The sequence below is a fragment of the Streptomyces sp. NPDC042002 genome (assembly GCF_055588305.1).
In genome coordinates, this window is sequence record NZ_JBVJCT010000011.1 from 171,254 (window position 1) to 193,638 (window position 22,385).

The 22,385-nt window shown below is 72.5% G+C and carries 15 protein-coding genes; 4 read left to right on the plus strand and 11 right to left on the minus strand.

The genetic code is table 11. From position 1 onward, the window contains the following. Positions 1-4 precede the first annotated feature (4 nt). The 5 genes from ACZ6KY_RS19065 to ACZ6KY_RS19085 all read right to left on the minus strand — a co-directional run bounded on the left by ACZ6KY_RS19065 (position 5) and on the right by ACZ6KY_RS19085 (position 8,171). On the minus strand, positions 5-4,501 hold the full coding sequence (locus ACZ6KY_RS19065) for an amino acid adenylation domain-containing protein (protein WP_469311432.1): 4,497 nt from the start codon (positions 4,499-4,501) through the stop codon (positions 5-7). Further along, on the minus strand, positions 4,498-4,776 hold the full coding sequence (locus tag ACZ6KY_RS19070; protein ID WP_469311433.1) for a phosphopantetheine-binding protein: 279 nt from the start codon (positions 4,774-4,776) through the stop codon (positions 4,498-4,500). Before ACZ6KY_RS19070 ends, ACZ6KY_RS19065 begins: the two co-directional genes overlap by 4 nt. 54 nt (positions 4,777-4,830) lie before the next feature. Beyond that, on the minus strand, positions 4,831-5,679 hold the full coding sequence (locus tag ACZ6KY_RS19075) for a hypothetical protein (protein WP_469311434.1): 849 nt from the start codon (positions 5,677-5,679) through the stop codon (positions 4,831-4,833). A 42-nt stretch (positions 5,680-5,721) separates the two neighbouring features. Further along, positions 5,722-7,059 (minus strand): tryptophan 2,3-dioxygenase, encoded by a 1,338-nt coding sequence (locus tag ACZ6KY_RS19080; RefSeq protein WP_469311435.1) that lies wholly within the window; start codon positions 7,057-7,059, stop codon positions 5,722-5,724. Between the two features lie 686 nt (positions 7,060-7,745). After that, positions 7,746-8,171 carry a nuclear transport factor 2 family protein gene (locus ACZ6KY_RS19085; protein ID WP_469311436.1) on the minus strand — a complete coding sequence of 142 codons (426 nt, stop codon included), beginning with the start codon at positions 8,169-8,171 and terminating at the stop codon, positions 7,746-7,748. Between the two features lie 368 nt (positions 8,172-8,539). Here ACZ6KY_RS19085 and ACZ6KY_RS19090 point away from each other — a divergent pair, with 368 nt between their 5' ends. The 4 genes from ACZ6KY_RS19090 (at position 8,540) to ACZ6KY_RS19105 (ending at position 15,593) form a co-directional block, all read left to right on the plus strand. After that, on the plus strand, positions 8,540-11,584 hold the full coding sequence (locus tag ACZ6KY_RS19090; protein ID WP_469311437.1) for an AfsR/SARP family transcriptional regulator: 3,045 nt from the start codon (positions 8,540-8,542) through the stop codon (positions 11,582-11,584). A 63-nt stretch (positions 11,585-11,647) separates the two neighbouring features. After that, positions 11,648-13,807 (plus strand): hypothetical protein, encoded by a 2,160-nt coding sequence (locus ACZ6KY_RS19095; protein ID WP_469311438.1) that lies wholly within the window; start codon positions 11,648-11,650, stop codon positions 13,805-13,807. A gap of 86 nt (positions 13,808-13,893) precedes the next feature. Further along, complete coding sequence (locus ACZ6KY_RS19100) at positions 13,894-14,064, plus strand: hypothetical protein (protein ID WP_469311439.1); 171 nt, start codon at positions 13,894-13,896, stop codon at positions 14,062-14,064. Between the two features lie 209 nt (positions 14,065-14,273). Continuing rightward, positions 14,274-15,593 (plus strand): helix-turn-helix domain-containing protein, encoded by a 1,320-nt coding sequence (locus tag ACZ6KY_RS19105; RefSeq protein ID WP_469311440.1) that lies wholly within the window; start codon positions 14,274-14,276, stop codon positions 15,591-15,593. 485 nt (positions 15,594-16,078) lie between these two features. Here the strand turns inward: ACZ6KY_RS19105 and ACZ6KY_RS19110 are convergent, their stop codons facing one another. The 6 genes from ACZ6KY_RS19110 to ACZ6KY_RS19135 all read right to left on the minus strand — a co-directional run bounded on the left by ACZ6KY_RS19110 (position 16,079) and on the right by ACZ6KY_RS19135 (position 22,279). Continuing rightward, a complete protein-coding gene (locus ACZ6KY_RS19110; RefSeq protein WP_401332007.1) occupies positions 16,079-16,276 on the minus strand; it encodes an MbtH family protein in 198 nt (65 codons plus the stop codon). Between the two features lie 144 nt (positions 16,277-16,420). Continuing rightward, on the minus strand, positions 16,421-17,503 hold the full coding sequence (locus tag ACZ6KY_RS19115) for a GntG family PLP-dependent aldolase (protein ID WP_469311441.1): 1,083 nt from the start codon (positions 17,501-17,503) through the stop codon (positions 16,421-16,423). Further along, the gene (gene argH / locus ACZ6KY_RS19120) at positions 17,490-19,013 is read right to left on the minus strand and encodes an argininosuccinate lyase (RefSeq protein WP_469311442.1); all 1,524 of its coding nucleotides are present in this window, start codon (positions 19,011-19,013) and stop codon (positions 17,490-17,492) included. The genes ACZ6KY_RS19115 and argH overlap by 14 nt, the downstream gene beginning before the upstream one ends. Continuing rightward, positions 19,010-20,242 (minus strand): ATP-grasp domain-containing protein, encoded by a 1,233-nt coding sequence (locus tag ACZ6KY_RS19125; RefSeq protein WP_469311443.1) that lies wholly within the window; start codon positions 20,240-20,242, stop codon positions 19,010-19,012. Before ACZ6KY_RS19125 ends, argH begins: the two co-directional genes overlap by 4 nt. Further along, positions 20,239-21,297 (minus strand): pyridoxal-phosphate dependent enzyme, encoded by a 1,059-nt coding sequence (locus ACZ6KY_RS19130; RefSeq protein ID WP_469311444.1) that lies wholly within the window; start codon positions 21,295-21,297, stop codon positions 20,239-20,241. Before ACZ6KY_RS19130 ends, ACZ6KY_RS19125 begins: the two co-directional genes overlap by 4 nt. Next, positions 21,272-22,279, minus strand: coding sequence for a GHMP family kinase ATP-binding protein (locus tag ACZ6KY_RS19135; protein WP_469311445.1), 1,008 nt, complete (start codon positions 22,277-22,279; stop codon positions 21,272-21,274). Before ACZ6KY_RS19135 ends, ACZ6KY_RS19130 begins: the two co-directional genes overlap by 26 nt. Between the last annotated feature and the right edge of the window lie 106 nt (positions 22,280-22,385).

Sequence of the window (22,385 nt, forward strand, 5' to 3'; positions counted from 1 at the left end):
CGGGTCACATCCCTTTCGGTCGGGGGAAGCGGGCGGGCGACGGGACGGCCGTCTGCTGCACCACGATGTGTGCGTTGGTGCCGCCCACGCCGAAGGAGCTGACCCCTGCCGTGCGCGGTCTGCCTGCCTCCTCGGTCCAGGGACGGCCCTCACTCAGGAGGGTCAGCCGCGACGCGGGTCCGCTCAGTTCGTCGATGGGGTCGCCCACGTTCGGAGTGCCCGGCAGCCGGCCGTGGTGCACGGCGAGTACGGCCTTGATGAAGCCGGCGATGCCCGCCGCGGTGTTGCAGTGCCCGATCGACGCCTTGACGGAGCCGACGGCCACGGGTGGTCCGTCCGGCCCGAGGGCGTCGGCCAGAGCGGTCGCCTCTATGGCGTCGCCGAGCCGGGTGCCGGTGCCGTGCGCCTCCACGAAGCCGACGTCGGCGCCGCTGACACCCGCGGCGGCGAGCGCGTCGCGGATGACGCGCGCCTGGCCCTCGACGCCGGGTGCCGAGTAGCCGATGCGGGCCTTGCCGTCGTTGTTGACGGCGCTGCCGCGGATGACGGCGTACACGGGGTCGCCGTCCCGCTCGGCGTCGGCAAGGCGGCGCAGCAGGACCGCTCCGGCGCCGAAGCCGCCGACCGTGCCGGACGCCTTTTGGTCGAAGGGGCGGCACACACCGTCGTTCGCGTAGAGGAAGCCGGGGCGGTAGCGGTAGCTGCCGTCGAAGGCCGGGTCGAGGGAGACCGCGCCGGCGAGGGCGTAGTCGCTGCTGTGGGTGAGCAGGCTGCGGCAGGCCAGGTGGACCGCGTACAAGCCGGTGGAGCAGGCGGTGTCGAGCAGCAGGGCCTCGCCCCACAGGTCGTGCAGGTAGGCGAAGCGGGAGGCGACGAACGTGGGGTCCGCGTTGACGACGTCGTCGACGCGGGCCTCGGGGTCGGTGCCGATGACCTTGGCGCAGCCGGCGTAGAGGCTGGTGCGGGAAGCGATCTCGGACAGCCGCAGGGAGGCGTCCTCCACAGCGGACCACAGCGCTTCGTGCAGCACACCCTGCTGGGGGTCGCCGTGGCTGAGGTCGTCCTCGCTGAAGCCGAGGAGGTCGGCGTCGTAGCGCGAACCTTCGGCGCACATGCCCCACCGTGCCACCCGCCTTTGCCCGCCCGGCAGTTCGGTGACGACCGGGCCGGGGCCTTCGGCGAAGCTGTCGCGGTCCTGACGCAGGTTGTCCCAGAAGGCGGCCAGGTCGGACGCGCCGGCGAAACGGGCGGCCATGCCGACGACGGCGATCGCGTCGTCGCTTGCCCGCGTCGGCCGGGTCGCGGACCTCGCGGCGGACCGGTCGCCGACGCCGGGTCGGGCAGGGGCGGGGAAGGCGGGCCGGGCGCCGGCCTCGTCGCCGCCGAGGAGCCGGGTCTGGGCGCGGACCGTGGTGTGCCGCAGCAGGTCGCCGATGGAGGGACGGGTACCGGTGGCGCGGCGCAGCGCGGCCTGGAGCCGAACGAGCAGCAGTGAATGTCCGCCCACGTCGAAGAAGTTGTCGTCGGGGCCGAAGGCCCGCCCTCCGAGGATCTCGCCCCACACGCCGTGCACCGCCGCATGCAGGCCGGCTGTAGGGGGCGCGGGTACCGGTGCGGCGGGCGGGGGTTCTGCCGGGGCCGGTGCGGAGGCGATCCCGGGCTGCGGCAGGCGCGCCCGGTCGATCTTCCCGTTGGGGGTGAGCGGGAGTTCGCCCAGGGCCAGGAGGTGGGTCGGGACGGCGAAGGCGGGCAGGCTCGCCCGCAGGTGGCGCATCACCTCCGGGTGGCTGCCGGGCCGCGCGAGCACGGCGTAGCCGACGATCTCCTTCTCGTCGCGGTCGTTGCGGCGGCTGGTGACGAAAGCCGCCGTGACGTCCGGGTGAGCGCGCAGCACCGATTCGACCTCGCCCAGCTCGACCCGCTGGCTCCTGATCTTGATCTGGTTGTCCTGCCGCCCGATGAACTCCAGCCGGCCGTCGGCGGTGCGCCGCACCCGGTCACCGGTGCGGTAGAGCCTGCCGCCGGTCCCGGGGCCGAAGGGGTCGGCGCAGAACCGCTCCTCGGTGAGCGTCGGATCCCCGAGGTAGCCGAGCGCGACACCGGACCCGCCCAGGACCAACTCGCCCGGCATGTACGGCGGGGCGGGCACGAGCGTGCCCTCGAAGACGATGTGGACGCGGGTGCCGGGGACGGCATCACCGATGGGGAGGGTGCGGGCGCCCTCCGGCACCTCCTCGATGGCGCACCAGGTGGAGGTGAACGAGTTCTCCGTGGGGCCGTAGCTGTGCAGCAGGGTGCCGGGACGGGCCCAGCGCAGGGCCTTGCGCAGATGGGGCACCGACACGAGCTCGCCGCCGAAGTACACCCGCCGCAGGGTCTGCAGCAGGTCGGGGGCGTCCTCGATGATGCGGTTGAGGAGCGGGGTGGTGACCAGCAGTGTGGTCACGCCCAGTTCACGGACGGCGGTGCGCAGGGCCGGTGGGTCGAGGACGAGTTCCTTGTCCAGGACGGCGAGCCGGGCTCCATGGGTGAGGGCGCCCCAGATCTCGTACGTGGCGCCGTCGAAGTTCAGCGGCGAGAGGTGGGAGACGGTGTCGTCGGGGCCGAGCGGCAGGAAGTCCGGCTGGTGCATCAGGCGGGTCACGCCGCCGTGGTGCAGCAGGACTCCCTTGGGGCGGCCGGTGGAGCCGGAGGTGTACAGGACGTTGAGCACGCTGTCCGCGGTGAAGGCCACGGCGGGCGGATCGACGGCCCGCTCGGCGGCGGCCGTGGAGATGTCCTGCATTCTGTGGATCGCCAGGCCGTCCGGCATCGCATCGGCCGGAACGGACTCGGCGATGACGAGGCGGGGGCGGGCGTCCTCCAGGACCAGCCCCAGCCGGGCCTGCGGGTGCTCCGGGTCGAGCGGCAGATAGGCCGCTCCCGCCATGGCGACGGCGAGCATCGCCGTCACGGTGTGCGCGCCGGGACGCAGCAGCAGCGCGACCAGGTCCCCGTCCCGCACACCGGCTTCGTCGCGAAGCCAGTGGGCGGCGCGGGCCGCGTCCTCGACCAGCGCGCGATAGGTGAGGGTGTGCTCGCCGTGCACGACGGCGACGGAGTCGGGAGCGCGGCGGGCCTCGCGCAGGACCAGCTCCGGCACGCTCGCGAAGGCGGGGTCCGCACCCTGCTCAGCGGCTGCCCCGCGGCCGGCGGGCGTCGGCGCCACAGCGGTACCCGCCAGTGCGGCAAGCAGCTCACCGCACCGGGCGCCGGGCCGGACGGCGCCGGTGAGCAGCGCATCCAGCTGACGGACCAACAAATCCGCTGTGACCGCGGTGTACAGACCGGCGTCGTAGTCGATCCGCAGCACGAGGCGGTCGGGGTGCTCCTGGACGGCGAGGGCGAGGTCGTACTTGGCGGACGCCGTGTCCAGCGGCAGCACCCGCACGGTCGCGCCCGGTACTTCCTGTGCCGCGTCGGAGCGGGGCTGGTGCAGGAACACCGCCCGGTACGCGGGCGCGTCCGCCGGAGCCGGCGGCCCGCTCACCGCGAGCGCCTCCATGGAGTCGAGTACCTGCTCCCCCAACTTCTGTGCGCGCAGAGCGAACTCGTCGTCGGGCAGCAGCCGGGTGCGGACCGGCAGCACCCTGGTGAACAGGCCGACCGCGTCCTCGGTGCCGGGCGCGTGGCGTCCGGCGAACGGCATCCCGAGCACGCCGTCGTCCGCCGCGGACCAGGCGTGCAGCAGCAGGCTCCACGCGGAGAGCAGCACGGTGGCCGGTGAGACCGATGCGCGGACGGCGATCTCCCGTACGGCGGCAAGCCTTTCGGCGGGCAGTGCGCGCTCGGTCCAGGCCGCCGCTCCCCGCAGCCGGTCTTCGGGGCGTACGAGATCGGGCAGCGGACCGAGCGTGACCGGCTCGCCGGCAAGGAGCTCCCGCCAGTAGGGGCTCGTGTCGCCGAGATCCTCGACACCGAAATCGCTGACCGTCAGTGACGGACCGTCGGCAAGGGGCGTCTCGACCGCGGCGCTCCCGTGGGCGTGGGCTCGATACCCGTCGACCAGGCCGGACGCCAGGACGTCCAGGGTGCGTCCGTCGGCGACCATGTGATGCACCGTCAGTACGAGGAGCGCGCCGTCGTCGTGACGCAGCAGGTCGGCACGGATCAGGGGCGCGCTGCCCGGGTCCAGCGGGCGCTGCGCCGCCCGGAGGGCCTCCGCGCGGGCCGCCCCGGAACGGCAGGAACCGGATCGCCTCACGGCGCCGAGCGGGACCGGCGCGGACGGCTCGGGATGGAACCGCAGGTCCCCGTCCTCGGAGTCGATGCGACCGGCCAGTACGGGGTGCCGGACCAGGAGGCCGTCCAGAGCCAGACGCAGGGCGACGGGGTCGACGGCGCCGAGGAACTCCAGTGCCACCGGCACGTTGTAGCGGCCCGACTCCGGCTCGCAGCGGTCCGCGAGCCAGATCTCCGTCTGCGCGGCCGAGACCGGCAGTCCGCTCGGTGCGCCGTTCACGCCTGGTCCTTCGGAGTGTCGGCCGTGAGGACGTCGGTGAGTGCGCGCACGGTGGGGCTGCGGAAGAGCACCCGCACCGGGATCCGCCGGTCCAGCGCCGCGCTGAGGTCCCTGACCACCTGAAGGGCGCCCAGGGAGTGGCCGCCGACCCGGAAGAAGTTGTCCTCGTCGGTGAACTCGTCGTGGCCAAGGGCTTCGGCCCAGGCCCGGTGCACCAGTGCGGTGAGTTCGCTGGTGCCGTGTGCCGCGGATTCGGTCGCCGTCACAGCTGTCATGTCCTTTCGTTCTTCGCCGGGTCGTGGGCCGCGTGGGCAGGGGCGCTCACGCGCTCAGGCGGGTGTCTGCTCGTCGGGCACGTACGCCCGGTACGTCTCGTCGACGGAGTCCCACAGCCGGGGGAAGAGACTGCGGTCCGCCATGGCGCGTACGCCCGAAGTGGACTGGCCGCGCAGGCTCTTGGGCAGGTCCTCGCGGGTATCGGGGCCGGCCTGCGAGACGGTCTCGGGGTGGCCGCCGAGCTGGGACCAGACCATCCGCAGATGAATGTGCTTCCAGGTGCCGACGGTCCCGTCGAGCCGGAACAGTGCCTGGCGTACGAGCGCGAGATCGGGGGCCCGGTCCTCCCGGCCGGGCGGGACATCTCGGCCCTGGGCCTGGACGAGCCCGCGGGCGGTGAGTCCTTCGCGAGTGAGGGCGGCCTCCGTCTCCTGCCACAGTGCGACGGCAGCGCGGCGCAGGTTGCGGGCGCCGGGCGAGTCGAGGCCGGTGGTGTTCTCCGGGAACGTCTCGCGCAGCCGCAGCAGGCTCTCCTGCGGCAGGAAGTCCATGAGCGATTGCACGGCCCGCACCGGCAGCTCGCCCATCGCCGCGGCCCGCTGCAGCAGTTGGGCCGCGAGGAGATAGTCACGCTCGCGCAGCTTCGCGGCGGCGCGACGCATCTCGAAATGCATCTCGCACCACGCGTACTCGGTGATCAGGTGCACGGTCTGGAACAGCCGCTGGTCCGGATGGACCAGGCTGTCCTCGGGCAGCAGCGCGGACAGCGCGGTGGTGAGTCGGGTGTCCTCCTCGTAGTTGCTGCCCCGGTCGTACTCGTACAGGAACAGGCGGTTGCTCTCTTCCGGGTTCATCACCCGGTGGGCCGTGCCCGGCCTGCCGGTCTGCGTGCGCTTGCTCATCGTGGTGGACGCCTCCAGGCGCGTGGTGGGGGAGTGGACCGGTCAGCCGACGAGGGTGCTCTGCCGGTGCGGGGCCGGGAAGAGCCGGTTGTCCAGGACCGCCGAGAGGTAGGGGACGCCCTGGGTGTAACCGGTGCCGGAGCGTTCGCCGATCATGCGGACCGCCATCCGGTAGTGGGTCTGCTTCCAGCGCTGGTGGACCGATTCCAGCCGGTCGGCCGCCGCCCGGAGGGCGGCGTCACCCGCGGGGTTCAGCCGCCTGAGGGCGATCAGGTCGTGCCAGGTGCCCTGGACGGTGGCCTGGCCGTCCAGTACACGGGCACGTACGCCGGGTACGGAGGTGTAGGCGGAGGAGTCGAGCCGGGCGAGAGCGGGCGTGGAACACAGGGACTCGAAGGCCTTGTATCCGGCGGACTGGATGGCGCTGGCCCCTTCGGTGAACTCCCGGAAGGTCTGGAAGGCTTGCGGCCGCATGGTCGCCAGCAGGGAGAACAGGGGCAGGGACTCCCTCAGTACGTCCGCCACGGTGCCGACGAGGTCCGCCGCCTCCTGCGCCCGCTCCGCGTCCATTTGCCGTACGGCCGCGGCCAGTGCGGCCGACATGAAACCGAACGTCGTCTCGAAGGACTGCAGGGTGCGCAGAAACAGGTACTCGTCGTGCAGCACGTACACGGGCTGCACGCTCGCGGACAGCATCAGTTCCTGCTCCGCAGTGGCCGCACGCAGGATCTCCGCGGCAAGGAGGCCGGCAGGAGTGCGCCCGGGTACCGCGACGACCGCCGCAGGGTCCACTGTCCCGGCGGGCAGCACCCGCAGAGCGGCGGCCTCCATCACCCGCACGGCCAACCGGGCGCGCTTGCCGACCAGTTCGGGTGAGGGCGGCATGTCGTGCGGGTTGGTCGGAGTGCCGGTCAGCGCCCTCTGCTCGAAGCGGACCAGGTCGGCGAGCAGGAGCAGCAGCAGCTCGTCGCGCGAGCGCAGCGCCGCACGCCAGTCGTCCGGCACCGGGTGGGTCAACAGGCACAGCGCGGTGTAACTCGTGTAGTCGTAGCGGTCGTCATGCTTGTCGAGGACGACATCGAGGAACGCGCGCAGGAAGAGCACGTCATCCGTACGGGAGACGGGAACGGCAGGCTGTACGGCCGTGGACCCGGTGGTGGGCGCACCGGGCAGACCGTCGCGGATCGCGGCGAGCCGGTTGAGCAGTACGGCCGCCAAGAAGTGCTTGCCCACCGATCGCAGGTGCTGTAGCAGCTCGGTGTAAGGAAACGGGGCCGAATTGCCGGCGGCGGCCCACGTGTCCAGTTTTTCGAGAACATCGACCGGAGACGGCGCCCCGACCGGCGAAAAAGCCGCCGGAGCCGTTTCCATGGCACGCATCAGGAAATCCACAATTTCGATGTGCGAGCTATCACGAAGAGAATCCTTTGCTCGGTTAAGCCGGACGCTGGCATGGATTCTGCGCTCTTCGGAAGCAACTCCCAAGTCACATGTACACGGTCACGGTCACCCGGTCACGAGGTTCTGGCCCCGAATTCGCGGCGCCGAAATCCCGGCCCCGGAATCACGTGACAGACAACCCGAGAGACCCGCCCGCGCGGGAGAGTGCGATGCGTCCCTTCTGCGTATTCAGTCGCCCCAGTGCCGACTGAACGCAGCCGACATCCGACCCCGAACCCCGGGGCTTCGGCGCGGCGGCGATGTCGGTCGCGCGGGGTGCGTTGCCGGTTCGCAGCTATGACGCGTCTTCGGCGAACACGGTGTATCGCGCGTGGAGACGCGAACTGAAGGGGATGGGGAGGTCCTCCGCTGTACGGCGGCCTCCTTCGGGTCCGGTCGCCGGGCGATCCCGCGGCCCTCTCGCCGCCGGACAGGGGGACAGCCCTCGGCCGAAATGGCGGCGCCCGGCGGCGGTTTGCGGAAAACGGCGGTGAAGTCCCGCGAAAAGATGCCGAATTACGCACCTGGACGGCAGTAAACCGATCACCGGCCCCCGGCCCTCCAAGGCCGCCGTTGAAACCGGCGCCGTGGCCATGAACGTTGCCGAAGGCGCGCCGCGCGGCGACTCACCCCGCGGCGGACGTCTCCGGACGAGGCGGCAGTCCGCCGGGCGGGACGGCGTAGTAGTAGCGGCGGCACTCCCGGACCAGGGTCTGCCCGGACAGGGTGAACACGTCCGCGAAGTCCACGCCGTACGATGCCGGGCTGCCCGCCTCCGGTGCCTGGTGCACCACCCGGCCGAGCACCACCACCCGCTCCTCGTCGGCGATGACGGTGTCCAGCTCGTGCCGCCTGAACAGCGTCGCCTGCGCCGCGTGGGCGCTGAGCACCGCGTCGCGGCCCCGGTGCGGCGAGGCGCCGGGGTGGTCCAGCGTCACATCCTGCTCCGTCAGGGACGCGAACCCGTCGATGTCTCCGATGTCCAAGTAGTGGTAGGCGAGCATCACATGCTTCACACAGGCTGCCGTCACCTTCGAACTGGCTGGGGACATAAGGGGTTTGTCACTGTTCATGACTGGATGACCGACCTCTCGCTCTCGGTGGACAGGCGCGGTGACGCCGACGGCTTCCACCGGACGATCGTCCGACGGCCCGTTAACCCGCCGCTATCACCGCGGTATCGCGCAGCGCGCCCCCGTGACTTGGTCACCCGTTGCTCGGATGCTGTTCACGACTGGCCACGCGGTAGGTCCGAGTGCTCCCAGACGCCGGCGGGCATGTCATGTCCTGGTCGCAGCCGGAGTCCTGGTCCACTGCCTGGCCACCGCTGTTCAGCTAATGCTCAGGGCGGTAGGCAGCTGTGTTTGGACCGTAGAGTTGGTGGTCAGGCGCTGTGGCCTGCTGTGTGACGGGAGGGTTCATGGCCGGAGTGCACCTTGAATCGCGCAACCAAGCAGTGGGGTTCACCTTTCAAGTGCTGGGCGAGCTGAAGGTGTTCAGCGACCAGGGCGCCGTACCGGTCACTGCGGGCAGACAGCAGGTCGTCCTCGCCGCCCTGCTCCTGGAGAGCGGAAGACTTCAGAACTGCGACCACCTCATCCGGCTGCTGTGGGCCGAGGACCCGCCGGAGACCGCCCGTACCCAGGTGCAGATCTGTGTGTCGCGAATACGCAGGGCCCTTGCGGCGGCCGCCGGCCAGGCCACCATCGAGACCCGTCCCCCGGGCTATGTGCTCCAGATCGACGACGCGGCGCTCGACCTGAACGTCTTCCGGCGCACGGTCACCGAGGCCGCCGCGCTCGGCGGCGAGGGGCGGACCGCCGAGGCCGCCGCCCTGCTGCGCATGGCGGTCGGCCTGTGGCGCGGCCCCTGCCTGAACGGCATCCCCAGCGACGAGCTCGCCCGGGTCGCCGAGCACATCGACGAGGAACGCCTCGCGGCCACGGAGTCGTTCATCGAGCTGGAGCTCGCGCTCGGCCGCCATCACCAACTGACCGCCGAAACGGCCCGGCTGGTGAGCGAGAACCCCTTACGGGAGCGTTTCCGCGGGCAGTTGATGCTCGCCCTGCACCGCTCCGGCCGACAGGCCGAGGCCCTGGAGATCTACCGACAGGGCCGCACCCTGCTGATGGACGAACTGGGCCTCCAGCCCGGCGCGGACCTGCGCCGCCTGGAGCAGGCCATCCTGACCGAGGACGCGTCCCTGCGGCTGGACCACCCGTCCGGCACCGAACTGCGCGCCGCCCAACCGGCGCCGGGCGCGCCCGGCGCCGTCCCGGCCCCGGCCTCCGGCGAGGACGGCCGCGCCGTCGTCCCCCGCCAACTCCCGCTCGACACCGCCGACTTCGTCGGTCACCGGCATTTCGTCGCCCAGGCGGAGGCCGTCCTCACGAACACCTCGCCGGACCGGGCCACGGGCATCGTCGTCGTCACCGGCTTCTCCGGCATCGGCAAGAGCACCTTCGCTGCCCGGGTCGCCCACCGCCTCGCCGAGTCCCACTTTCCCGACGGCCAGCTCTACTGCCAGTTACGTGGCGGCCGGGCGGATCCCGTCGACCCCCGCGAGGTCCTCGGCCGGTTCCTGCGCGCGCTGGGCCTGCCCGGGCCCGCCATCCCGGACTCCCTGGAGGAGCGGGGAGAGGTCTACCGCAGCATGCTCGCCGCCCGGCGCATCCTGGTCGTCCTCGACGACGCCGCCGGCGAGGAGCAGATCTTCCCGCTGCTGCCCGGCAGCCGCTCCTGCGGGGTGCTCGTCACCAGCCGGACACGGCTGACCGCCCTTCCCGGGGCCCATCGGATCACTCTGGGCATTCTCGACGAGCAGACGTCATTGGAACTAATAGGCAACGTTGTCGGCGCCGACCGTGTCAGCGGCGAACCGGCGGCTGCCAGGGCGCTGGCTGCCACTGTCGGAGGGCTGCCACTCGCTCTGCGTATCGTCGCCGCCCGGCTGGCCGCCCGTCCACACTGGCCGCTCGCCTCGATGGTGCAGCGCCTCGCCGACGAACGCCGCCGTCTCGACGAACTGACCCACGGTGAGATGACCGTACGGGCCAGTCTCTCCCTCACCTACGACGGACTGGCCGGCACCGACCGCACCCTGCTGCGTCTGCTCAGCCTCACCAAGGGGTCCACGTTCCCCAGCTGGATCGGCGGCGCCCTGCTCGACGCCCCGGGCGCCTACCCGTACCCGTCCGACCTCATGGAACCCCTGGTCGACGTGCAGATGCTCGACGTCACCGGGGTCGACGTCACCGGGGAGCTGCGCTACGGATTCCACGACATCATCCGGCTGTTCGCCCGGGACCGGCTGGCCGCCGAGTCGGACGAGACCGAACGGCGGGCCGCGATCCGCAGGGTCGGCGGCGCCTGGCTCGCCTTGGTCGCCGAGGCCCAGCAGCGTGTACTCGGCACCCAGTACATGAGCGGACCGGCCGATCGCTGGAACCCGCCCGCCGACCACGTCAGGGCCATCCTCGGCCGCCCCCTGGAATGGCTCGACACCGAACGCGAGAACCTCAGCCTGACCGTGGAGAGCCTCGCTCAGGAGGGCGAGGACGGGTACGCCTGGGAACTCGCCGTCAACCTCGCCCCGTTCTACGAGGCCCGCGGCTATCTCGACCACTGGGCCCGCACCCACCGCAAGGCACTGACCGCAGTGCGCCGCAGCGGCAACCTGCTCGGCCAGGCCGCGCTGCTGGCCTCCCTGGGATCGCTCCACCTCAACCGCCGCAACCTGCCCGAGGCCCGCCGGGCGCTGACCGCCGCGGTCGGCCTCTTCGAGGACCTCGGCCACACCAAGGGGCTCGGGCTGTGCCACCGTGACCTCGGCCTCATGGAACGGCTCGCGGGCCACGAGACCGCTGCGATGGACCTGTTCGAGGAGGCCGAACGGGACTTCGGCGCCGGCGACCCCTGGGCCCGCGCCTCCGTCCTCGTCCAGCGCGCGGTCGTCCTGCTGCGGCGCGGCGACGTCCGCCGGGTGGAGGCCGAACTCGACGAGGCGCTGGAGGTCTGGCGCGGCCTCGGCTATCTCGGCGGGCAGGCCCGGGTGCTCCAGCGCGCGGGCCAGGTGCACCTGTACCGCGGGCAGCTCGACGACGCCAGCAAGGTACTGGCCGAGGCTCTCGGCATGGTCCGGGACGACGGCGACGTGATCGGAGAGGGGTACATCCTCCACGACCTCGGCCGGGTCCACACCCGCCTGGGCGAACTCACCGAGGCCGGCTCCTGCTTCGCCCGCGCGCTGTCCGTGCGCGAGGGCATCCTCGACCAAGCCGGTGCCGCCTCCGTCCGCGTCGACCTCGCGGACCTGTCCCTGCGCGGCGACGACACCCTGAAGGCCGGCGGACTGCTCACCGACGCTCTGGAGGTGTTCGGCCGGCTCGGTATGGCCGAAGAAGAGGAACGCGCCACCGGACTGCTCGCCCGGGTGACCGCCAACGGCACAGCCGATGGCCGGTGACACCGACACCGCAGTCGTGCACGTGCCGAGGAACGGACCCCGAGCAGAGGTACCAGTCCCCACATGAACCCGCACAGCGCCCCGGCGCCCCGGCGGTCTGCCACCGACGCCCCCGTCCGCGACCGAGAAGCGACGTTCCTGCGCGGCTTCGTCGGCCGGGAGAACGAACTGGCCCTGTTTCGCGCGGAGTTGGACCAGCCGCCGGAGACAGTCCCCGTGCTGGCGCTGCACGGGCCCTGCGGCATCGGCAAGACCCAACTCCTGCGCCGGTTCGCCGTTGAGGCCCGGCGGCGCGGACGGGACGTCATCGAGGTGGACGCGGCATGCACCGAACCCACCGAGGATGCCTTCGCCTCTGCCGCAGACGTCCCCCGCACCGGGCGGCCGGTGCTCCTCGTGGACGGCGCCGACCGGCTCGGCCCGCTGGAGGACTGGTTCAGGGACCGTTTTCTCACGGGTCTGCCGCCGGGCTCCCTGGTCGTGCTCGCCGGCCGCGAACCGCCCGGCCTGCGCTGGCGCACCGATCCGGCCTGGGCCGACACCCTGCGCGTCGGACGCCTGGACCGCCTGTCCCGCGCCGAGTCGGGGCGGCTCCTGCAGGACGCCGCACCCGGCCGGATCACCGCCCGCGGCGCACGACTCGCCTTCGCCGCCGGCCACCCCCTCGCCCTGCGGCTCGCCGCCCGGGACCGGGACGCGCCGCCAGGGGACGACTGGCAGCCCACGCCCGAGGCCGTCGCGGAACTCCTGGACCACGTGGTGGGCCCGGTCCCCTCGCCCCTGCACCGGCAGGCGCTGGAGATCTGCGCGCACGTGCCCGGGACCACCGAGGAACTGCTGCGGGCCTTCCTGCCGGAACAGGTCCACGAGGTCTTCGACTGGCTGCGTCGCCGGTCCTACACCACCAGCGGCCGCGCCGGACTGAGGCTGCTGCCCGTGGTCGCCGAAGCTCTCGACCGCGACCTCCGCTGGCGCGCGCCCGACGCCTACCTGTCCCTGCACAAGGCCCTGCGCGCGCACCTCCAGACCCTGATCCGCACCTGCCCCGAGCCGGTCTCCCTGGGCGCCGCCAGGGCCTTCAACCACATCCAGACCCGGGGCCGGCGCTTCCCCGACCCCGGCCTGGACGAGCACGCCGATCCGGGGCACGAGGCGGTGTACGAGACCACCTGCGACGCCGAGGACCTGCCCGCCGTGCGGGACCTCGCGCACGAACAGCTCGGCGCGGAGGGCGTCGACGCCGTCGACTTCTGGCTGCACCGCCAGCCCCGTGGCTTCTGTCTCTACCGCAGCGCACGCACTGGCGAAGTCGTCGGCGTGCTCGGCCTGTTGACCCTCGACCGGTGGGACGCCGTGGAGACCGCGATCGACCCGGTGGTCGCCGTCGTGCGTGAGCACGTCGAGTCACACCGGGAACTGCGGCCGGGACAGCGGGTGAACCTGGTGCGGTTCGCCCTGCTGCGTCGGCGCCCGCGCGACCTCCCGGCCACCGCCACCGCCATGCTGGCCCGCGTCACCCGCGAGTTGCACATCCAGGACCGGCTCGCCTGGACTTTCCACGTACGGGGCGGCGATGGCCCCGACTGCCTGCCGGAGTACGCGGACTTCCGCCGTCTGCCCAGCGGGCCGCAACTCGCCGCACAGAGAGTCACGCTCTTCGGACACGACTGGGGGACCACGGGAATGAGCGAATGGTGCGACCTGCTCGACGACCGGATGTTCTTCGGACTGCGCACACCCGGCATCACCAGACCGCTCCGCACGACCGTCCTGTCCCGGGCGGCCTTCGACCAGGCCGTCCACGACATGCTGCGCGTCTGGCATCAGCGCGAGCGGCTGGCCGCCAACCCGCTGCTGCACGCCGCGTTCGTCGCCCGGCGCTCCGGTGACCCGGAGGAGAACCTGCGCCGGCTCGTCGTACGGGCGATCGAGTCCATCGACCAGGACCCCAAGGCGAAGGGACAGCGGGCGGCGGTCTGGGCGACGTACGTCAAGGGTGGCAGCACCCAGCAGGCGGTGGCCCGGGAACTCGCGCTGTCCTTCAGCACCTACCGTCGCTATCTGAAACGCGGTCTGGAGCGGGTGTGCTGGCATCTGTGGGAGCAGGAGGTGACGTATGCGGCGCAGATCACCGTACCGTCCTTCGCGGCCGTCCGGGGGCGGCCACCCGGTAGCCGCGACACGTCGAATCCGCAGGTCAGGATGGCTATCCACGAGGGATAGCGACGTCAAAGTGGCGTGATTACAGCCACTCCTAACTTTCCTTCCAGAAGTCCGGCAGCGGGCCGGGGGAGAGACAGGAAGTCATCATGAACAGCACCGTCGCACCGGTCGTGAAGCACGTGAAGGCCCTCGTCGTCATCGCGGCAGTGGCCGCTGTCCTGGGCTCCGCGGCGGCCGAGGCCGCGGTGCACCCGCAGCGGACGGTCACCGTGCAGGCTGACAAGAACTCCACGGATGACACGAACCCCTGGAGCTGACGGCGCGCCGGCCAGGGCCGGGCGCCGACATGGCGGGGCCGCGAGGCCGCCGCGGGCGCCCGGCCGGGCCGTGTCGGCGCACGGCAGACACTCGGCATCCACCGGCGATGCCCAGCAACGACACCGGGGAACGGCACCGGGAGACCCACTCGGACGGCGTCCCGCCCACCGGTTCCACCAGCACTCGGAACGGCCCACCGGAGCAAGTCATGAACGACATCCGAACCCAGCCGGACCTCGGCGCCCTGTTGAGAAGCCACCGCCGGCGCGCCGGACTCACCCAGCGGCATCTCGCGGACCTCACCACCGTGAGCGTGCGCGCCATAGGCAACCTGGAGCAGGGCAAGGTCCTCTCCCCGCGGCTGGACACGATCCGGCTCCTGGCGGACGGACTGCGGCTCGGCCACACCCAGCGCGAGACGCTGCTGGACGCGGCCCGGCGCCGCCCGGGCACCGAAGGCCATCCCGAGGGGGAGGGCCGCGGTCCCACGCCCTGGCTCGTCCGGGGCCCGCTGATCGGCCGAGACACCGAAGTGGCCGCCCTCACCGACCTGCTGGGACAGCCGGGCGGACGGCTGGTGTCCATCGTCGGCATAGGAGGGGTCGGGAAGTCGCACCTGGCCGCCGAGGGCGTGCGTCGGGCCGCTGCCGACGGCACCCGGGTCCTGTGGCAGGCGCGCGGCGAGGAGATCCCCGCCGGTGAACTCGCCGACCGTGCCCCCGAGGAGCGGACCGTGCTGGTGCTGGACGACGCCGAGTTCGCGGACGGAGCCGGCCAGTTGGTCGCGTTGATGCACGCACACCCCCGGCTGCGGATCCTGCTCACCGCGGGCGGCCCGTACGGCGTCCCCGGCGAGCAGATCCTGCGCCTCGCCCCGCTGCCGGTGCCCGCCTCCGGCGCCGAGACGGACCCGGCGCTGCTGGCCGAGGTGCCGTCCGTACAACTGCTGTGCGACCGCATCCGTGCCGGCAACCCCCTGTTTCGGCTGGACGACTCCGACGCCGCGGTCGTCGCCGAACTGTGCCGGCGCCTCGACGGACTGCCCAGGACCCTGGAATTCGCCGGCAGCTGGGCCCTCGTACGCTCCCTGCCGGAGTTGCTGGCCGAGGTGCAGCGAAGCCCGTTCGGCCTGACCGCGCCGCCGATGACCGCGGACACCTCACGCGACTTGGTGGTCCGGCTGCGCCGCACCCTGGGCCAGCTCAGCCCGGCCGGTGTGTCCTTCCTCGCCGTCGTTGCCCGCGACCACCTCAGTTGGTCGGTCGCCGAGGCGGCGACGGTCGTCGGGACGTCCGGGGCCGACGCCGCCGTCATCGTCTTCACTCTGCTGACATACGGCCTGGTGCGGCGGGAGAGCCTCGGCGGTGACGAACCCCGGTTCTCGGTCCTCAACCACGTCCGCCACCTGTACGCCGAGGCGCGCCGTGAACCCCGGCGCTGGCGCGCGGCGGTGCTGCACCGGGTCGGCCCCGAGGACCGCGCCCGGAAGGTGGCGGTCGGCGAGCGCGGCGTGCGGACGACGCCGTAGTCCGGGCCGGCCGTTCGTCCTCGGCGACCTGCCGGCCGGTGCCCTCGGCCGGGGCTTCGGGCTCCGGCAGCGAGGCGAACAGGCAGCTGCGTCCGGCCGCTCATCCGGCCCCGTTGCCGGTTGGCGGCGAGGTGCTCGGCGTGTTGGGACCCGTCGAGCAGGTGGGGGTCCATCCCCGTCCCGACGATCCGGTCCCCGGGCCGCGCTCGTGGTTCTCCAGCAGGCCGAGGTTCCGGCCCAGCAGCAGGAACGTGTCGCAACGCGCGTTCTCCGGCATGTCGTCGACCGCGGCCGGGAACGTCTCAGTCAGTCCGCGGCGTCGGCACACGCCCAGCGCGTCGGCGCGAACCGGGCGGCCCCCACCCCGGTGTCCACGACCCAGCGGTCCGGTTCGGGCCGGACGTCCGGTCTCGTGCGGAAACCGGCGGCCCCGCGGTAGGGGGTGCCGGCGGACCAAAGCCCGCCGGCACCCCCGGCGCAGGACTCTAGGCGGCAGTGGCGGAGCGCAGGCTCAGCGGGCGCATGTCGGTCCAGGTGCGCTCGATGTGGTCGAGGCAGTCCTCCTTCGGACCGCTGACGCCGACCCCGCGCCAGCCCTGCGGGATGTCGCGGTCGGCAGCCCAGATCGAGTACTGCTCCTCGTCGTTGACGACCACGAGCCACTGCTGGAAGTTCTGCTGCATGACGATTCTCCGATCGTGTGGTGGAGCTGTTTCAGGGATGGGTGTGGAGCGACTGGTGCGGACGGGACGTGGAAAGGGTTCGTGGGGAGTGGGTTCGTAGGCAGGGGAATCGGCCGGTCGGGACAGGGCGGTCGGGAACAGGGCTCAGGCGGCGGCGGTCTGCGGCAGCAGGATGTTCCGGAAGACCGCGAGGGCGTGGTCGGCGTCGGCGTCGTCCACCCCGGCGTGGGTGACCGCCCGGATCCGGCCGCGGCCCAGTTCGGCGAGGCGTACGCCCTTCTCCCAGGCCTGCTCGATGAACTGGGCCTGCGTCAGGCCGGGGGTGTCGACCCGGAAGAACACCATGTTGGTCTCGACCGGCTCCACCACGACCCCCGGCAGCGCGGTCAGCCCCTCGGCCAGCCGGCGCGCCGTGGCGTGGTCGTCGCCGAGCCGCAGCGTCATCTCCCGCAGCGCTACCAGCCCGGCCGCGGCCAGCACCCCGGCCTGCCGCATGCCGCCGCCCAGCATCTTGCGGATACGGCGCACGGACCGGACGAAGTCGGCGCTGCCGGCGACCATCGAGCCGACCGGCGCGGACAGCCCCTTCGACAGACAGAACTGCACTGAGTCCGCGTATCCGGCGATCACCTTCACGGGGACGCCGAGGACGAGCGCCGCGTTGAAGAGGCGGGCCCCGTCCAGATGGACCGCCACCCCGCGGGCCCGAGCCAGCGCCCGGACCTCGGCCAGGTACTCCAGCGGCAGCACCCGCCCGCCGCAGCGGTTCTGCGGGTTCTCGACGCACAGCAGGGTGGGCAACGCGAACTGCGGGTCCTCGGGGTCCTCCGGGAAGGCGGCTTCGATGTCGGCGAGCGCCATGGTGCCGTCGGCCCGGTTGGCCACCGGTTCGACGATCACGCCGCCGCAGTAGGAGGCCCCGCCGGCCTCGTAGACGTAGATGTCGGACTCGGCGCCCGCGAGGGCCTTGGTGCCGCGCGGGCAGTGGGCGAGGAGGGCCGCCAGGTTGCCCATGGTGCCGCTGGGCATGAAGCAGGCGTCCTCCATGCCCAGCAGACGGGCGGCCAGCTCCTCCAGCTCACGGGCGGTGGGGTCCTCGCCGTAGACGTCGTCGCCGAGCGGCGCCTTCGTCATCTCCTCCAGCATCCGGGCCGTCGGCAGGGTGAAGGTGTCGCTGCGCAGTTCGACGACGGGTGGCGCGAACGCGTCGCGGTCAGTGCTCGGCATGGAAGTTCCTCCTCGGGTTCGGGTCCGGCGGCCGGGCGGTGTCCTGGCCCTGGCCATGTACCAGGGCCACCGCGTCCCGCAGGTGCTCGTCGGCGTCGCGCCAGCGGGCGGTCTCCTTGGCCAGCCGGGCGCGGTGGTCCTCCCAGCGCGGGGTGAGCTGTCCGTGGCAGCGCAGGAACGAGGCGGGGCCGGGGCCGCCGCCGTACTCGGCCGCCCGCCACACGGTCTGCGGCCGCAGGTCGGCGGACTCGCCGGCCGTCGTGTGGCCCTGTGCGTCGAGAGCCGCGCCGAGCGAGCCGGCCCGTCCCTCCACGACGGCGAGGGCGGCCTCCCCGACCTGGTGGTGGGCTCGCCGGAACGGCACCCCCTGCCGCACCAGCCACTCCGCGGTGGCGGTCGCGTGCGTCAGCCCCGCGGTCGCCCGGTCCGCCATGGCGCCGGGGACCGGCCGGGCCCCGTCGTAGGCCAGCCGCAGGATCTTCACCGCGTCGATGGTGGCGTCCAGGGCCGGCATCACGTGGGCCATCGCCTCGGTGCCGACCGCGATGGAGTTGGTGAACGGCGTGCCCCGCATCGCGCTCACGGCGGCCGTCAGCCCGCCGAGGGCCGCGGCGGACTTGCCCTGCACATGCTCCAGGACGAACGCGTTGCGCTTCTGCGGCATCATCGAACTCGACCCGACCAGCCCGTCGGGGATCGACACCAGCCCGAACTCGGCGCTCGACCACATCAACAGGTCGAGGGCGGCCCGGTCGAGGGTGACCCCCAGCACCACGGCCGCCGACAGCAGCCGCAGCGCGGTGTCCCGGGTGGCGATGGCGTCGACCGAGTTGCGCACCGGCTCGCCGAAGCCGAGGAGTTCGGCCGTGCGCCGCGGATCGATGGCGACAGTCGTCCCGCCGATCGACCCGGCGCCCAGCGGGCACAGTTCAAGCCCCTCGCCGGCCTGGGCCAGGGCCCGGGCGTCCCGCTCGAAGGTCTGCGCCAGCCCCAGCAGGTAGTGGCCGTAGGTGACCGGCACGGCCGCCTGGAAGTGGGTGTAGGCGGGCATGAGCACCTCGTGGTGCTCATGGGCGCGTTCCAGCAGTACCCGGCCCAGCTCGCCCAGTTCCTCCGACAGCCGGCGGTACGGTTCGCGCAGCGCCAGCTGGAGGCAGGTGACGCCGAGGTCGTTGCGGGACCGGCCGGTCTGGAGGACACCGCCGGTCTCGTCGCCGAGCGTCTCGATCAGATGGGACTCGTAGGCCAGGTAGAGACCGCGCGGGGCGGGTCTGGTCTCCAGGGGCCGGTAGTCGCTCTCGCGCAACTCCGTGATCGCCGCCAGCAGGGTGGAGGCGGTCCGTACGCCGACGATCTGCCGCTCGGCGAGCATGACGACATGCGCGAGGTCGACATGGGTGATCCGGTCGAGTTCGGTCTTCCAGGCGAGCCTTGGCGGGTCGCGCCGCTCCAGGAGCATGCGGCGGATCTCGGGAGAGGCGGCGCTGCGCAGGCGGCCGGAGTCCGTCACGCCGACACCTCCTGACGGACGGTCAGGGACGGCCTGATGCGGCGTGCACCCTCGGCGGCGGCTTCCGCGGCCTCGGCGGCGGAAGCGCCCCGGGCCAGCACATGCCCGATCCGGTCCCGGAAGTCGCCGCCCACGACGATCTCCGCTCCCGGCTCCCGGTAGGTCTCCACATCGACCACGCCGGGAACGGCACAGGCCTGTGCCACCCCCTCGAAGTCGCGCAGCCGGCCGCTGTCCCCGGCCACCACGAACCGGATCGCCGCGCCCAGGGCCACCGTGGCGGCCACCGGGGCCGGTCGGCCGCTGAACGCCGCGACCGTGGCCAGGATCAGGTCTGCCCCGGTCGCCTCCCGCACCAGCCGGGGGATCCAGCCGCCTGCCAGCCGCGGGTTCACCTCGATCAGGACCGGCCCGACGGGGCCGAGGCGCAGTTCCACGTGCGCCGGGCCGAGGGCGATACCCAGGGCTCGTACGGCCGCCTCCGCGGCCTCGGTCACCGCCTCGTGCACGGCCGGTGCCAGGGCGGCGGGGAAGTCGTGCCCGGTCTCGACGAACAGGGGCGGTGCCCCGAGGTGCTTGGCGGTGATCCCGGCCACGGTGCCGTCGAGGACCTCCGCCGAGTACTCCGGGCCGCTCACGAACTCCTCGACCGTGACCCGGCGCGGCACCGGCCGGCCGCGCTCGTCGAACCCGCGGGCCAGCAGGGCGCGGGCGTGCCCGGCCGCCTGCACGGGGTCCGCGCACAGCAGCACTCCGAGGCTGCCGCTGCCCGTGACCGGCTTGACGACCACCGGGTAACCGGTCTCCTCGGCCGCGGCCAGGACCTCCTCGACCGTCCCGGCCACCGTGAACCGGGGCACGCGTACCCCGGCCGCGGCAAGCCGGGCCCGCTGCGTGCCCTTGTCGCGGACAGCGGCGAGGTCCTCGGGGGAGTTCGCCGGAAGGCCGAGGGCGGTGGCCGCGGCGGCCGCCGTCTCCACGTAGTAGTCGGAACTGGTGGCGACGCCCGCGACGCGCCGTCCGACGGCCAGGCGTCGGCAGGCGTCGACCACCGCGGCCACACTGTCGGTGTCGGTACGGACCACCTCGGCGCCGCCCACCGAGGTGTACCGGGACGGGTCGGCGGCCAGCAGCACCGGGTGCAGGCCGAGCGCGCGGGCCGCCGCGGGGAACAGCCGGCCCGTACCGGTGGTGTTGCTCTCGACGAGGACGAACACGTCCTGGGTCATGCGGTCACTCCTTCCATGAGGGCAACGACCTCGTCACGTGTGCGCCGGTGCCAGGAGAACCGGGACCAACTGCCGGCGGCCTGGGAGGGGTGGTCCAGCGTGCGGGGCGCCCCGGGCGGCGATGTGAGGAAGCCGTTGCGGCGCAGCCACACGGCGTTGTGGACGGTGTTGGTGTAGCGGTGGCCCTCGTCGGGGAAGAGCGCCATCACCCGCAGCTCCGGATGGCGCTCGGCGTACCAGCGCGCCACGTGGTGCGCGGCGCCGCTGGTCGGCCCCATGTACAGGGCGTGCTCGGCGTGCAGCCGCCGGGTCGCGGTGAACGCGGTACCGGCATCCAGCCAGTGGACCTCGTCGAACAGTGTGTGCTCCAGGACGGGCGGCACCAGGCCGTTGCCCAGCCCGCGCAGCTGCCGGGGCCCGGCCGGGGCGCCGAACAGCACACTGCCCGGGGTGTCCACCCCGATCAGCTTCAGCTGCGGGTTCAGCGCCCGCAGGAACGAGCCGATCCCGGACGACGAACCGCCCGAGCCGACCGGGCAGACCAGAGCGTCGAACGTGCCCATGCTCTCCAGCAGCAGTTCGGCGACGGCACCGTACGACACCGGGTTGAGCGGATTGTCGTACTGACCGGGTGTGTAGTAGGAGCCCAGCCGCGCCTGGATGCGGGCCACCCGGTCCAGCCGGGCCTGCTGCACGCCACGCGTGCGCAGTTCGGGACCGGAGACGATGCTCACCCGGGCACCGAGCGCCTCCAGCCGGCGGCGCAGCGGCGGCTCGATCGCCGGGTCCCCGACGAGGGTCAACGGGATGCCCTTGAGCCGGCACACCATCGCGAGCCCGAGCCCGAAGGTTCCGGACGTGGTCTCCACGACCGTGGTGCCCTCGGCGAGTTCACCGGTCTCGATGGCACTGGTGAGGATGAACTGCGCGGGCAGCAGTTTCATCAGATGGAAGGCGGCCCCGTACACGTTGGGTCCGACCTGGATGACCTTGGGCAGGGCGTGACCGTCGACCGCGCTCGTGAAGGCCCTACGACTGGTGTGCGTACGGGACATGAGAGTCGCTCCCGGCTGTGTAGCGCCAATGGTCGGTGATGCGCAGTTCGGCGAGCCGGCGGGCGGCCAGCGCCGTGCGCTGCTCCAGCCCGGGCTGGTGGGGTGCGAAGAGCAGGGCGGCGACCGTGCCGCTGTGGGCCACCTGCACGCCCAGCGCCTCGGTCTCCTCGGCGATCTGCAGCACGCGGTCGAAACGCGGTACCGGCAGGAACCGTTGGTTGATGCGGGCGCTCGCCGTGGCGATCCGGCCGAGTTCCCGGTGATCGCCCCGGGCCACGGCCCGGCGCATCAGGCCGCGCAGCGCGCGGAAGCATTCGATCTCCCAGGCGTTGTACCGTGCCTGCGGCAGCGCCAGGGTGTCGATCTCCTTTTCCGCCGCGGAGAAACCGACCACCGCCAGCGGCGGCACCGGCCGGTGGAAGTCCTCGATCACCAGGCCCTCGCGGTGCGCGAACAGCACCATCCGGTCGAAGTAGATCAAGGGGTCGGTGGCCGCCTCGGCGGCGACCGCGATCCGGGCGATCCGCTCCGGTGAGAGGGTGCGGCCGACCGCGGACAGCACCGCGAAGATCGCCGCGGTCACATCGCTGGTCGACGAGCCCAGGCCGCGGCCGACGGCTACGTCGCTCCGCAGCTCCAGCTCGCCGCCGTAGTCGCTCAGGCCGAGCACCTCCAGTGTGGTGCGGGCGGCGCCGAGGGCCTTCGTCTTCCACGCCGGGGTGACCGTCAGCTCCGGCTGCCATGGGCTCAGCCGCACCACCGCGTTGCTGGCGAACAAGGAGCAGGGGAGCGTCACCAGACCGCGGCGGAGTACGCCGTCGTCCTCGAACACCCCTTGCAGCAGTTCGCCGTGGTGGCTGGGGGCGGTTCCGGTGCCTATGAGCACGCCGTGCTCCAGGCGCGGGGGCACCAGCTCCGTCTCTGCCTGGCCGTGCGTGTCCTGTGCGGACAGCAGGTCCTGGCTCTGCACGCCGTTCTTCACCTACGCCTCCTCGAACGTACGGGTGTGGGAATGGAGGTATCGCGGCCCGCCCCGTCGGGCGGGCCCGTGGACACGGGGCCGTAGGGGCCCCGCGTCCGGCCGGCGT

What these genes read in the sequence shown, in the direction of transcription:
- ACZ6KY_RS19070 (WP_469311433.1), bottom strand. Translation starts at nt 4,776, where the DNA reads ATGACAGCTGTGACGGCGACCGAATCCGCGGCACACGGCACCAGCGAA.
- ACZ6KY_RS19075 (WP_469311434.1), bottom strand. Translation starts at nt 5,679, where the DNA reads ATGAGCAAGCGCACGCAGACCGGCAGGCCGGGCACGGCCCACCGGGTG.
- ACZ6KY_RS19080 (WP_469311435.1), bottom strand. Translation starts at nt 7,059, where the DNA reads ATGCGTGCCATGGAAACGGCTCCGGCGGCTTTTTCGCCGGTCGGGGCG.
- ACZ6KY_RS19085 (WP_469311436.1), bottom strand. Translation starts at nt 8,171, where the DNA reads ATGTCCCCAGCCAGTTCGAAGGTGACGGCAGCCTGTGTGAAGCATGTG.
- ACZ6KY_RS19090 (WP_469311437.1), top strand. Translation starts at nt 8,540, where the DNA reads ATGGCCGGAGTGCACCTTGAATCGCGCAACCAAGCAGTGGGGTTCACC.
- ACZ6KY_RS19095 (WP_469311438.1), top strand. Translation starts at nt 11,648, where the DNA reads ATGAACCCGCACAGCGCCCCGGCGCCCCGGCGGTCTGCCACCGACGCC.
- ACZ6KY_RS19100 (WP_469311439.1), top strand. Translation starts at nt 13,894, where the DNA reads ATGAACAGCACCGTCGCACCGGTCGTGAAGCACGTGAAGGCCCTCGTC.
- ACZ6KY_RS19105 (WP_469311440.1), top strand. Translation starts at nt 14,274, where the DNA reads ATGAACGACATCCGAACCCAGCCGGACCTCGGCGCCCTGTTGAGAAGC.
- ACZ6KY_RS19110 (WP_401332007.1), bottom strand. Translation starts at nt 16,276, where the DNA reads ATGCAGCAGAACTTCCAGCAGTGGCTCGTGGTCGTCAACGACGAGGAG.
- ACZ6KY_RS19115 (WP_469311441.1), bottom strand. Translation starts at nt 17,503, where the DNA reads ATGCCGAGCACTGACCGCGACGCGTTCGCGCCACCCGTCGTCGAACTG.
- ACZ6KY_RS19125 (WP_469311443.1), bottom strand. Translation starts at nt 20,242, where the DNA reads ATGACCCAGGACGTGTTCGTCCTCGTCGAGAGCAACACCACCGGTACG.
- ACZ6KY_RS19130 (WP_469311444.1), bottom strand. Translation starts at nt 21,297, where the DNA reads ATGTCCCGTACGCACACCAGTCGTAGGGCCTTCACGAGCGCGGTCGAC.